Consider the following 13,078-nt stretch of genomic DNA (forward strand, 5'->3'; position numbering starts at 1 on the left):
ATTAAAAGTTTTTAATACCGTTTGTCGAAATTCATCCTTTTTATATTTAAAAAGTATTTAAAACTCTTCATTTTCGTTCCACTGCGATTCATCGAAGGAATGACTGTCTTCGGCTAAAAGTTCAGCCTCTCTTTCAAGATACTCTTTCATTGAAAAGGTGACGCTGTCTGTGGTCAGTTCTTTTGCAAGTTTGCGTGTCATTGCTTTGTCGATAAGTGTAAATCTCTTCCCGAGGCGGCGCGCGGCATACGCCCGCATACCGGTAGCTTTCAGAATGTCAACTGCCATATTTACAGCGGTCCCGAATGTTTCACGGTAGATGTTTTCTACACCGCTGTTGTAAAAATCGTAGGCATCGAGCCGGTTTTTTGCCCTTACAAATATTTTGAGCTGCGGAAATTTTTGCCGCGCGTATTCCAGCACAAACTTGTTCTTCTCAGGGCTGTCCAGACAGAGTATGAGGAGATCTGCATTTTCTGCGCCGGCCGACCGTAGAATTCCCGGTTTGGAAGCATCGCCAAAATATACTTTAAAGCCGTTTGATCTCAAGAGATTTACGCGGTCCGGATCAATATCCAAAACAGTTGCTTTAATGCCGTTTACGCGCAGGAGCCGTCCTACGGTGCTTCCAAAATGCCCGAATCCAACGATGATGATGCTTTTCTGTTTCACAGGTTCATTAATTTCGTCATCATGAATATTTGGTTGCGGCCAGCGCGGCGCTATAAATTTTTCGTTTATAATTAAAAGGATAGGCGTTATGCACATAGTGATCGCGGTGATGGCGAGTAGCTGCGCATTCATTTTTGGATCAAGCAGATACAGATTAGTTGAGTAATTAATCAGCACAAAGGCAAATTCCCCGATCTGCGAAAGCGCAAAGGCAGTAAGGAAGGCCTGATCTATTTTAAGTTTAAAAAACTTGGATATACCGAAAAGCACCGCAAACTTCACCGTCAGAACCACTACTGTAGTGGTGAAGATAAACATGGGATCCTCCATGATGATGAAGAAATTGATCGTGGCGCCCACGCTCACGAAGAAAACCGCCAGCAGCAAACCTTTGAATGGGTCGATCTGACTTTCGAGTTCGTGGCGGAATTCGCTGGTGGCCAACATTACCCCTGCGATGAAGGCGCCAAGCGCGGGGCTGAGTCCCACAGCATCCATAAGTTCCGATACTCCGATAACCAGAAAGAGCGATGAAGCAGTCAGAAGTTCATTCATGCCTGAGCGGGACACATACCTCAGAAACGGAACAAATACGTACCGCCCCAGAATAATCAGCAGAAAAACACCCAGAAAGATCGAGAACGGTTGCAGCCAGTCGGGCAAATATTGTAACAGGATCTGCTGTTCTTTATCATCCGGTCTGCGGGCCAAGACAGGTAATAAGGCTAAAATCGGGATCACCGAAATATCCTGGAAGAGTAAAATTGAAAACGAAGCTTCACCAGCCTGCGTGCGGAAAATATTCTTTTCCTTCAGTGTCTGCAGAACGATCGCTGTGGAGGAAAGTGCGAAACACAGCGCAGCAACCAGCGCCTGATCGGACCGCCATTTAGCAATGTAGAAGATGAGGAAAAGTATGCCAACCGTAAGCAGCATCTGGCTGAGACCCATGCCAAGGATCTTCTTCCGGATCTTCCAGAATTTTTGGGGTTCAATCTCCAGACCGATCAGAAAAAGCAGCATGATCACTCCAAATTCGGTGGTGTGCATGATGTCATTGGAATCATTGCCGGTAAGTTTTAAAACAAAAGGACCAATGATGATTCCACCCAAAATAAAACCGATCACCGAGCTTAAACCAAGTTGGCGAACGAGCGGAACCATAATAATCGCAGCACCCAGAAAAATAAGTGCGGTCATTGCAAGTGAATTCTCCATCATGAATCTTTCAGGTTTTTCTTGATTTTTTCGGAAAATTCCAGCAGTTCGGTCTTATCAAGATCATCTGCTTTATATACTTCTATAATATTTTTTACTTCGATATTATTTACTTTTAGTGAGAGTGTCAGTGATTTCAGCAGATCGGAAACCGTAGTTCCGTACATGCCGCCTTCCAGATAGTTTTCCTCTTTGCCGCCGACCGTTACTACGATAAAGGCGTCTTTGTTCTGTAGCGGATGATTTACTTCTGCATTCCAGGTCATATCAAAAACTTCGTCGATCCAAAGTTTTAAAAGCGGCGGCAATGAAAACCAGATCAGCGGAAAATGAAAAATCAACCGTTCGTACTGCCGGATCCGCTTGCGCTCGCGAAACGTGGGTATATGAAAATCCGGAAATTCCTCATATAAATCCTTGAAATCCAGCTCGGCCATGTCTCCGTAAACCTTTATCAATTCGATATTGGCGGTTGAATATTCATAATAAGGATGGGCAAAAAGAACGAGGGTTTTTTTCAAGATTTTGAAGTTTCCATAAAAATAATGAAAAAAATTAAATTCTTCCTGTAATCAGAAAAAAAATTAAATCGGTATTTTTGAAATATGAAGGTAATAAAAGTCGATTCCCCTGCGGATAAAAATGAATTTCTGGAGTTCCCCGTACGCCTCTTTCGCAAGGACAAAAATTATATCCGTCCGCTCGATAAAGATATTGAAGAAGTATTTGATCCCCAAAAAAATAAGTTTTTCCGCTTTGGCGAATGCGAAAGGTTCCTCTTTAAAAATGAGAAAAACGAAACTGTAGGAAAGATCGCGGTTTTCATCAATAAAAAATATAAACAGCAGCAGCCGACAGGTGGCTTTGGTTTTTTCGACTGTGTTAATGATCAGCAGACTGCAGATTTTATTTTTGATTTTGCTAAGGATTATCTTCAGAAAAAGGGAATGGAAGCGATGGATGGGCCGATAAATTTTGGTGAGCGCGATAAATTCTGGGGTTTGCTAACGGATGGTTTTTTCGAGCCGCTGTTTGGTATGAATTATAATCCACCTTATTATCGTGATCTTTTTCAGAATTATGGTTTTCAAGTTTACTTTAATCAGTTGTGTTTTGGCAGAAAAATCCACGATGCCGTACCGGAGAGTTTTATGGAAATGCATGCACGGATTTCCCGCAACAGCGATATTTCAGCGAAAAGAATGAAAGCCGGCCAAATTGAAAAGTTTGCCAAAGACTTTACTGCCGTTTATAACAAAGCCTGGGCGTCGCATGCGGAAGGTAAGCAACTTTCGGAAGCGCAGACACTGAGGCTTTTCAGCACGCTGAAGCCGGTGATCAACGACCATATTTCCTGGTTTGTGTATGAAAAAGAAACGCCGATCGCAGTCTGGATGAATATCCCGGACCTGAATCAATGGTTTAAATATCTGAACGGAAAGTTTGGTATTTTGGAAAAACTCAGGTTTTTACTGCTGAAATATTTTAAAAAGAATAAAAAAATGGTCGGTTTGGTTTTTGGCATTGTGCCGGAATGGCAGCGGAAAGGCATTGATGGATTCATGATTTGGGAAGGGACAAAACACTTCCGCGAAAAAACGGATTTTGAAGATTATGAAATGCAGTGGATTGGCGACTTTAATCCCAAGATGATCAATATAGCGGAAAATTTAAATACGGAGATCACGAGAAAATTAGCAACTTACCGCTACCTTTTTGACCGTACCAAAGAATTTAAGCGACACCGAAGCCTTTAATAAAAGGAACAGATCAGTCGTGAAATCTCACGTCGCGAATATTCAGGTTGTAAGTTACGTTGCCCTTCCAGTGATTTTCCTCTACGGTAAAAGCCATATCAAAAGATCTGTGGCGGAAATCATCGGCATATTTTCCGAGTTTAAAACCTACGCATTCCAGGTTTTTACCTGTCGATTCCTGCCGTATGTAAAATTTAAGATGCGCCTCATCTTTGCCCATCGTTTTCACATAACCTGCAACCTTTTGGTTTTTAAGGACAAAAACAGGTTTCATATTGTGCGGGCCAAATGGCGCCAGTTTGCGGTGGAAATTGAAGAAATCTTTATTAAGAACATCAATATCTACATCTGAATCGATTTTTATACTTGGCTGTTTCTGGTGTTCCTGGATTTTTTCAGCCACAGTTTTCTCAAATTTCTCGCGGAAGGTTTCGAACATGTGCCTTTCCATAGAAAGTCCTGCCGCTGCGGGGTGACCACCAAATTTCAGAAAACAGTCTGAGCAGATCTCTAAAGCGTGATGCACATCGAAATCGGCAACCGACCGGGCAGAAGCCACCAATTCACCATTGTTTCCATCGGTAAAAACCAGGGTAGGCTTATAATAGGTTTCTATCAGTCTGGACGCCACGATCCCAATTACTCCCTTGTTCCAGTTTGCGCCATATACAATGGTTGAGAAATTTTGGAGCTGGCCGCTTTCCTCAACCTGTAGCAAAGCTTCGGTAGTGCTGCTCATATCCATTTCCCGGCGGGAATCATTAAGACTGATGATGTCGTTTACGATCTGGTGCGCCTGTTTCAGATTGTCGGAAACCATGAGTTCAACAGCCGCTTTGCCGTGGGAAATCCGGCCGGCAGCATTTATTTTGGGTGCGATCTCGAAAACAATATTGGAAATTTCGAAGGTGGCAAGTTTGTCGGCAGGGATCAGCAGCCGAAGGCCTAAGTTGCGGGATTTGCGCAGAATCTTTAAACCCTGTTTTGCCAACACACGGTTTTCACCTGTCATAGAAACAATATCCGCCGCAATAGAAATGGCCAGCAGGTCTGTAAGTTCAAAAAGTTCGGCTTCAGGAATTTTATAGATCGTGTTTAAGCCCTGACACAGTTTAAAACCCACGCCGCAACCTGAAAGTTCCTTGAAAGGATATCTGCAGTCCTTGCGTTTTGGATCCAGAACTGCAACGGCAGCAGGAATTTCCTCACCCGGAAGGTGATGGTCGCAGATAATAAAATCTATTCCTAAAGCCGTGGCATACTCAACTTTGTCGATGGCTTTAATGCCGCAATCCAGCGCTATAATGACCGAAAATCCGTTTTCTTTGGCGAAATTAATTCCTTCTACAGAAATTCCGTAACCTTCGATATTTCGGTCGGGAATATAATAATCGAGGTATTTTTTATCAACAATCTTGCTGAGGTAGAGATACATTAATGCTACGGCGGTGGTACCATCCACATCGTAATCGCCATAAACCAGAATTTTCTCACCATTCTCAATCGCGGTGGCAATCCGGTCTACAGCAAGCTGCATATCCTTCATTAAGAACGGATTGTGAATATCGTTGAGGTTGGGTTTAAAGAATTCGCGTGCTTTCTGATAATTGTCGATGCCACGCAGAACCAGGATCTTGGATTCGAAGGTGCCAAAACCAAGTGAGGTACTCAGCGCGTCTACAGTTTCTTCATCAGGCTCCGGGCTGTAAATCCATTTTTGGTTCATAATCTCACAAAAATAGAAATTTTTAATGAGTTTTTTTTTGAACGGTCGGAAAGTGGCAAAATAGAGCACTTTCTTAATTCTTTCAATCCATTTGAAATGCTGAATGTCATTTATAAAATTAAGGATGAACTTGGTTTAACTTTTAATAAATATAAACTGATTTTCAGTTCACAAAAACAAAGTTTTATAGTAAAGTATAAATTTTTAATAAAAAAATAAATCCAAACAAAATCTTCTGTCGTAATTATAATTATCAACCAATAAATAAAATTATTATGGAAAAACAGATTCAGGTATCGAACAGAGGAGCAACCCTGGATACCAGCAGAAGAAATTTTTTGAAACTGGGCGGCGTAGGACTTGTGGTAGCAGGTCTTACTCTGGCCGGCTGTAGAGAAGACGATTACCAGTATATTGAAGATCCGGTTTTTGATCTGGGGATGGGCGATGTAGGTATTTTAAATTATGCGTACGCGCTGGAACAATTGGAAGCCGATTTTTACACTAAGGTGGTCAACAGCTTTTACTCGGGTATTTCAAGTGTGGAAAAGCAGCTGTTTACGGATATCTATAATCATGAAGTAATTCACCGCGATTTTTTCAAAGCTGCCTTAACTGCTGCCACACCGCATGTTTTGCCTACTCTGGAATTTAAATATGACAATATCGACTTCAAAAGCCGTGATTCCATACTTGCAACTGCAAAAGCGCTGGAGGATACCGGTGTCGCCGCGTACAACGGAGCGGGTAAATTCATTACGAATCTGGATTATCTGGTAATTGCCGGTAAGATTGTAAGTGTGGAAGCGCGACATGCTTCAGCGATCCGTGATATCATCAATCCAGGGTCGGGAGATTTCTCGGGCGACGACGTGGTAAATTCCAATGGACTCGATGTGGTCAAAGATCCGAAAGATATTGTTGCAGCTGCCGGCTCCTTCTTCAAAACTCCATTTACCTGGAAAGAACAGGGGATCGGTTAATTACTAATTTTAAAATAGATATTATGAACTTACTAAAAATATTAGATCAGCTTTCGGATGATAAATTTTTCACCACCGAAACGTCTCGCGCAGGGAGTCTGTCGCAACTTACAAACTTTGGGAAAAAAGCAGCGCTTGCTGCGATTCCTGTAGGCCTTGGTTCCTTTATGGCTACATCAGCAAAAGCAGAAACCACTGCTGTATCCGGTTTTGCCGCGGCATCTGCATTGGTTGAGGCGTTAAAGCTCGCATTAACATTAGAATATCTGGAAGATGAATATTACAGAAGAGGGCTGGCGCAGTCCGGTTTAATCCCAGGTGCCGACCGGGTAGTTTTTCAACAGATCAGCAAACACGAAACCGCGCATGTCGCGTTTTTGAAAGCTGCGCTTACATCGCTGGGTGAAATGCCGGGTGCACAGCCGAATTTTGATTTTACCGCCGGCGGAAATTTTCAGCCTTTCAGCGATTATCAGCAGTTTATGACTTTGGCCCAGGCTTTTGAAGATACCGGGGTTCGTGCATATAAAGGGCAGGCAGGAAATGTGGCCTCGGATAAAGGAGTTTTACAGGCTGCACTGCAGATTCACTCGGTGGAAGCCAGGCATGCTTCAAAAGTGAGGAGAATGCGCGCAAATAAAGGTTGGATCGAGCTTGCCAATGGCGGGAATATGCCGCCTGCAACTGACCCGGTTTATGCAGGTGAACAGAATGTGACACAGGCAGGTTATAATACCTCAACTTTATTTGGAGCAGCCGCGGGATCAGCTTCTTTCGACGAAATTCTTACCGGTGATCAGGCCACGGCTATTGCAAGCCTTTTCATTGCCTGATTGCTATTAATGGTGGTCAGTTTCTTTCGGGATCTCCAACTTTTATTTCACAAAAAAAACCGCTCATTGAAGAACGGTTTTTTTTATATATGAGAGGAAGTGATTTAAGAGTACATCTGAAGCTGCAGCTCTTTCACTTTCTTATCGGCCAAATACTCATCGTAAGTCATCTGTCTGTCGATAATACCAGATGGTGTCAATTCAATTACTCTGTTACATACAGTTTCGAGCATTTCGTGGTCATGGGAAGCGAGTAGAAGTGTACCTTTAAAATTTACCAGGGAGTTATTCAAGGTCGTAATACTTTCCAGATCCAGGTGATTGGTCGGCTCATCTAAAAGTAAAACGTTGGCGCGCTGAAGCATCATACGTGAAAACATGCAGCGCATTTTCTCTCCTCCGGAAAGTACCTTGCAGGATTTTAAAGCTTCGTCACCCGAGAAAAGCATTTTCCCGAGGAAACCACGCATATATTCTTCATGGCGTTCATCATCATTTTTTGTAAACTGGCGCAACCAGTCGACCAAGTTGATATCTTCCTGAAAGAAAGGAGTGTTGTCCAGTGGCATATAAGATTGCGTGGTGGTAATTCCCCAATTGTACGTTCCTTTGTCAGCCTTAGAATTACCGCCTAAAATTTCGAAAAACTCGGTGATCGCAAGAGTGTTTTTTGAGAGTACAGCTACTTTATCACCTTTCTTTAGATTAAGGTCGATGTTGGAAAACAACAGTTCGCCGTCCTTGGATTTTTCAAGACCTTTAATTTCCAGGATCTGGTCCCCGGCTTCCCTTTCGGTATCGAAAATAATAGCGGGATATCTTCTGGATGTTGGTTTTATGTCTTCAATGTTCAGTTTATCGATCATTTTCTTCCGTGCTGTAGCCTGTTTTGCTTTTGCTACGTTGGATGAGAATCTTGCGATAAAGTCCTGAAGTTCCTTTTTCTTTTCTTCTGCTTTTTTGTTAGCCTGCTGCCGCTGTCTTGTAGCCAGCTGTGAAGCCTGATACCAGAATGAATAATTTCCGGTATACAGGTTTAATTTGGAATAATCCAGATCGGCAATATTGGTACACACGGTGTCCAGGAAGTGACGGTCGTGCGAGACCACAATAACGGTGTTTTCATAAGTTGACAGAAAATCTTCGAGCCAGGCGATCGTTTCAATGTCCAGGTCATTGGTAGGCTCATCGAGGATCAGCACATCAGGATTACCGAACAGCGCCTGCGCCAGAAGAACCTTTACTTTGTTCTGGTTTTCAAGTTCACTCATCATTTGGTAATGCTTGTCATCGGAAATTCCCACGTTAGATAACATGGTCATGGCGTCGGACTCAGAATTCCAGCCGCCCATTTCATCGTAGATCACGCCCAGTTCACCTGCTTTAATTCCGTCAGCATCGGAAAAATCTTCCTTAGCGTACAGCGCATCCATTTCTTCTTTTATCTCGAAAAGTTTTTTATTTCCTCTCAATACAGTTTCCAGGACTGTAAAATTGTCATATTTAAAGTGGTCCTGCTCCAGAACCGACATTCTTTTGCCGGGTTCCAAAGAGACGCTACCGGTGGTAGGATCCTGCTCGCCCGTAAGAATTTTTAGGAAAGTGGATTTCCCGGCCCCATTGGCGCCGATGATACCGTAGCAGTTTCCCTTTGTAAACATGATATTTACGTCATCGAAAAGTACTCGTTTCCCGAACTGGAGGGATAAATTAGATACTGTTAACATATAGTTTTGTAAATTTGCCGCAAAATTACGAAAAGATTTCGGCATTAATTTTTCATTTAAAGTGAAACCCGAAACAGACCTGAGTTTCTGAAAAAAAATTAAGATAAAATTTAGTTAAAACGCGAAAATTTTAACAGTCGTTATCAGTTGGTAAAAAACATAAAAAATGAAGATCGAAAAATCCGTCAATATTTTTAATAAACGCGCCCGGTATGAGTATGAGCTTTCCGAGGAAACCGAGGCTGGGATGGTGCTGACAGGGACTGAGATCAAAGCTTTGCGCTCCTCCAAAGCAAGTATTACGGAGGCTTTTTGCCAGATAATCGATGGTGAACTTTATATCATTAACATGACAATTGATGAGTATAAACTCGGTACGTTTTACAATCACAAAATAAAAAGGGAACGGAAGTTGCTGTTGCACAAAAGAGAATTGCAAAAGTTTGAAAAAAAACTGAAAGACGTTGGAAATACGATAATCCCTTTAAAATTGTATATTAATGATAGGGGAAAAGCTAAAATTCTTATAGCACTCGGCCGCGGTAAAAAACTGTACGACAAAAGAGAAGGAATAAAAGAAAGAGAAAACAAGAGAAATCTTGACAGAATATTAAAGAAAAGTTAAAATAAGATCTTAAAACTTTGCTTTTAAAGAAAATTTATATTTATTTTGCATTATCAATTATTTAATCATTTAATTCTATGAAAAATCTAAAATTAGGAATTTCAGCATTGGCACTTACTGTTGCCTCTACTGTTTTCGCTCAGACTACCAGCAATCCGTGGCTTATCGGTGTTGGTGCTCACGGAGTAAACCATGCTGCTGCTGGCGGAAATGTAGGGAATGTATTCTCTACAGCATTCGGTGGCGGAGACGGAGGTGAATTGTATAATATCAACAATTTTACTATCACACCACCACTTTCGAAGTTAACAGTTGCCAGAAACTTAAATAAGTATTTGGTTCTTGACTGGCAGACTTCTGTAGGAAACGTACCGAACGACAGAATTGGAATGGGAAAAGAATTTTTCCTGATGACTGGTTTAGGTCTTCAGTTTAAATTCAACGGACTTTGGAATGAAGATTCTTGGTTCGATCCGTATTTAAGAGTTGGTGCTAACTACTTGAGACATGATTATTCAGGTGTAGCTTTCCCATTAACAGATACCAACGGTACTTATTACTCAGGTTTCTCTGGTGAGCCTTTCACTCAAAGAAGAAAAGATCACTTCACTGTAGCTACAGGTATTGGATCTAATTTCTGGGTAACCAAAAACTTCGGTCTTGGTATCCAGGGTGATTATGTATCTACTCCTACAGATAAATCTGATATCGCGAATTTCTGGCAAGCATCTGCTTCCCTGTTGTTCAGATTCGGAAACATGGATAGAGATAAAGATGGTATCTTAGATAAAGATGACAGATGTCCTGACACTCCAGGTTTAGCTGAGTTCCAGGGATGTCCTGATACTGATGGCGACGGAGTTCCAGATATTGATGATCAATGTCCAGATGTTGCAGGACCAGTAGAAAATAACGGTTGTCCTTGGCCAGATACAGACGGTGATGGTGTTGTTGATAAAGACGATGCTTGTCCGGATGTTGCAGGTCCAGCTGAAAACAACGGTTGTCCTTGGCCAGATACAGATGGTGACGGTGTTTTAGATAAAGACGACGCTTGTCCTACAGTATTCGGTTTGGCACAATACAACGGTTGTCCAAAACCTAAATCTGTTACTGCTTCAGAAGTAGAAGGTGAATTGAAAAATATTTATTTCGATTTCGATAAAGCGACTATCAAAGCTGAATCAGGACCAAGATTAGATGCTGCTGCTACACTTATCAAAACTGACGGTGGTAACTATCTACTGGAAGGACAAACTGATAAAAAAGGTGCTGCCGCTTACAACCTTGACCTTTCAAGAAGAAGAGCTGCAGCTGTAGTTTCTGCTCTTGATGCAAGAGGTGTAGATGTAAACTCACTTAAATCAATTGGTGTAGGTGAAGAAAAAGCAGTAGTTCCGGAAACAGCTTCTAACGAAGAAAGACAACAAGACAGAAAAGTTGTTGTTAGAGCAATCGAAGATGCTACTGAATGGGCTACTTACAAAAAGAATGATGTAGTTGCTCCTAAAAAAGCTCCGGCAAAAAAGAGAAAATAATTAAATTATTTTTCTAAATAATAAGCACCTCCCGCAACGGAGGTGTTTTTTTGTAAACAAAATTGTATTTTTGCACTTTAAAATTAAACAATATGGGACGCGCGTTCGAATACAGAAAAGCATCAAAAATGGCCCGTTGGGACAAGATGGCAAAAACCTTCTCTAAAATCGGTAAAGATATTGCCCTGGCGGTGAAAGCGGGTGGACCCGATCCCGATGCCAACCCGGCGCTGCGCCGATGTATTCAGAATGCCAAGGGAGCCAATATGCCCAAGGATAATGTGGAACGGGCAATTAAAAAAGCCAGTGGCGCAGATGCTGAAAATTATGAGGAAATCACTTATGAAGGTTATGGCCAGGGTGGTGTTGCTTTTTTTGTAGAGTGTACCACAAATAATCCCACACGCACTGTAGCAAACGTACGCGCTGTTTTCAATAAATTTGATGGCAATCTTGGGAAAAATGGTGAACTCGCCTTTATCTTCGACCGAAAAGGTATTTTCTCAGTAGATAAAGCATCAATAAAAATGGAGTGGGACGATTTTGAAATGGAGATGATCGACGGTGGCGCACAGGATATTGAAAGTGACGATGAAGAGGTTTTCATCACCACAGCTTTCGAAGATTTCGGTACACTTTCGCATAAGCTTCACGAACTGAACATTGAACCGAAAAGCGCTGAACTGGAAAGAATTCCAAACACGACAAAAGAAGTTTCAGAAGACCAGTTCAAGATAAATATGAAAATGCTGGACCGATTTGAGGAAGATGACGATGTGCAGAACGTGTACCACAATATGGAAATTACCGAAGACCTGCTGTCAACAATTTAAACAAACAAAACTCAAAGAAATTCTTTGAGTTTTGTTTTTTAGCGTTGCAGTAAAATGTCCTCTACATCATTCATTCTGTTCATAACCGAGCGTGCATAAGAACAGTGCGGGTAGATTTTCCAGTTATTGTCGCGTGCAAAGCGAATCGCCTCGTCGACAAGGTATTTTCCCATGCCCCGTCCTTCAAATTTCGAATGCACCAGAACAAATGAAATAATCAGTTTATGATCTTCGGGAAAGATCGTGTAAGTCAGGCGCCCAATTTCCTCATCTTCATTGCTGAGCGTAAGAACGCCGCCATTGCCGGATCTGTTATTTTCGTACTTCATATTCTACTTTTTTTTGATTATTAAATATAGGAAAAAAAGAACAAAGTCCGTAGAAAGGAAATATACTAGTTTTCGGATCCTGTGTAAAAATTATAATCTTTCAGAATAACATTGATGAACTGCCGTTCTGTGTAGGATCTTGGGTCGATCTCCAGTTTCAGGATTTCCTTTATTTTATCAGATAATTTCGAGATTATCAGCCGGTCGTCACTTTTCAGGGCTTTCCGATAATTTTCTTTAATGATCCGCACATCATCGTCGGAAAGAGCAATGACCTGTGGAAAAGCCGGCATATAATCCACTTTTAAATTTTCAAGTATTGTATGAGAAAGTGAAATGTCATTCTTAAGCGATATCACTGCGGTTCCCGATGCAATGCCGCCCAAACGCTGGTTGTTCTTCGAAATGATCATACTGAGCAAACCAACGATACCGGAGTTCGAAAAAATATCAACGAGGCGAAAGAACCAACGCATCAGATAGTCGCCAAAATTAGCCTGGAAACCGTCAATCTTTACCACTTTAATTTTCAACATTCTTTTTCCAAAAGTCTGGCCTTCCATTACACTTTCGCAAAACAGGGTGTAAATGTGGACCGGTAAGCTGAGCAGGATCAGAATCGCCGTCACAGACCATGAGTCGAGCGAGTTGAGGACCACACCCAGACTAAAAAGTTTAAAAAATACCAGATACGCAGCAAGGAGATAAGCGGCTTTAATTACCATGTCGATCCCGAAAGCCAGTATACGGGTACCAATACTTGCAGTATGGAAATTTATGTTCACATTTTGTGAAGTGTTTATGGCGATAAGCGACATATTTTTTATTATTTTAGCT

12 protein-coding genes are annotated in these 13,078 nt (G+C 41.7%); 6 read left to right on the forward strand and 6 right to left on the reverse strand.

The genetic code is table 11. The features are described from left to right. Positions 1–57: 57 nt before the first annotated feature. Both H562_RS0105370 and H562_RS0105375 read right to left on the reverse strand, forming a co-directional pair. Complete coding sequence (locus H562_RS0105370) at positions 58–1,890, reverse strand: monovalent cation:proton antiporter-2 (CPA2) family protein (protein ID WP_027376558.1); 1,833 nt, start codon at positions 1,888–1,890, stop codon at positions 58–60. After that, positions 1,890–2,411, reverse strand: a complete 522-nt coding sequence (locus H562_RS0105375) for an NAD(P)H-dependent oxidoreductase (protein ID WP_027376559.1) — start codon at positions 2,409–2,411, stop codon at positions 1,890–1,892. The genes H562_RS0105370 and H562_RS0105375 overlap by 1 nt, the downstream gene beginning before the upstream one ends. An 84-nt stretch (positions 2,412–2,495) precedes the next feature. Between H562_RS0105375 and H562_RS0105380 the strand changes: the two genes are divergently transcribed. Then, on the forward strand, positions 2,496–3,647 hold the full coding sequence (locus H562_RS0105380; RefSeq protein ID WP_027376560.1) for a hypothetical protein: 1,152 nt from the start codon (positions 2,496–2,498) through the stop codon (positions 3,645–3,647). 13 nt (positions 3,648–3,660) lie between these two features. Here H562_RS0105380 and recJ read toward each other — a convergent pair whose 3' ends face one another. Continuing rightward, complete coding sequence (gene recJ / locus H562_RS0105385; protein ID WP_027376561.1) at positions 3,661–5,373, reverse strand: single-stranded-DNA-specific exonuclease RecJ; 1,713 nt, start codon at positions 5,371–5,373, stop codon at positions 3,661–3,663. A gap of 275 nt (positions 5,374–5,648) precedes the next feature. Here recJ and H562_RS0105395 point away from each other — a divergent pair, with 275 nt between their 5' ends. Then, positions 5,649–6,356, forward strand: coding sequence for a ferritin-like domain-containing protein (locus H562_RS0105395; RefSeq protein WP_027376562.1), 708 nt, complete (start codon positions 5,649–5,651; stop codon positions 6,354–6,356). Between the two features lie 23 nt (positions 6,357–6,379). After that, complete coding sequence (locus H562_RS0105400; RefSeq protein WP_027376563.1) at positions 6,380–7,189, forward strand: ferritin-like domain-containing protein; 810 nt, start codon at positions 6,380–6,382, stop codon at positions 7,187–7,189. 104 nt (positions 7,190–7,293) lie between these two features. Here H562_RS0105400 and H562_RS0105405 read toward each other — a convergent pair whose 3' ends face one another. Then, positions 7,294–8,916, reverse strand: a complete 1,623-nt coding sequence (locus tag H562_RS0105405; RefSeq protein ID WP_027376564.1) for an ABC-F family ATP-binding cassette domain-containing protein — start codon at positions 8,914–8,916, stop codon at positions 7,294–7,296. Between the two features lie 166 nt (positions 8,917–9,082). Here H562_RS0105405 and smpB point away from each other — a divergent pair, with 166 nt between their 5' ends. The 3 genes from smpB to H562_RS0105420 all read left to right on the forward strand — a co-directional run bounded on the left by smpB (position 9,083) and on the right by H562_RS0105420 (position 11,912). Then, complete coding sequence (smpB, locus tag H562_RS0105410) at positions 9,083–9,541, forward strand: SsrA-binding protein SmpB (RefSeq protein WP_027376565.1); 459 nt, start codon at positions 9,083–9,085, stop codon at positions 9,539–9,541. A 77-nt stretch (positions 9,542–9,618) separates the two neighbouring features. Then, complete coding sequence (locus H562_RS0105415) at positions 9,619–11,079, forward strand: OmpA family protein (RefSeq protein ID WP_027376566.1); 1,461 nt, start codon at positions 9,619–9,621, stop codon at positions 11,077–11,079. Positions 11,080–11,171: 92 nt separating this feature from the next. Continuing rightward, a complete protein-coding gene (locus tag H562_RS0105420; RefSeq protein ID WP_027376567.1) occupies positions 11,172–11,912 on the forward strand; it encodes a YebC/PmpR family DNA-binding transcriptional regulator in 741 nt (246 codons plus the stop codon). Positions 11,913–11,950: 38 nt separating this feature from the next. Here the strand turns inward: H562_RS0105420 and H562_RS0105425 are convergent, their stop codons facing one another. Beyond that, a complete protein-coding gene (locus H562_RS0105425) occupies positions 11,951–12,241 on the reverse strand; it encodes a GNAT family N-acetyltransferase (protein ID WP_027376568.1) in 291 nt (96 codons plus the stop codon). 65 nt (positions 12,242–12,306) lie between these two features. Next, the gene (locus tag H562_RS0105430) at positions 12,307–13,059 is read right to left on the reverse strand and encodes an RDD family protein (protein WP_027376569.1); all 753 of its coding nucleotides are present in this window, start codon (positions 13,057–13,059) and stop codon (positions 12,307–12,309) included. Positions 13,060–13,078 lie beyond the last annotated feature (19 nt).

This window comes from Kaistella palustris DSM 21579 (genome assembly GCF_000422265.1).
Classification (GTDB): Bacteria; Bacteroidota; Bacteroidia; order Flavobacteriales; family Weeksellaceae; genus Kaistella; species Kaistella palustris.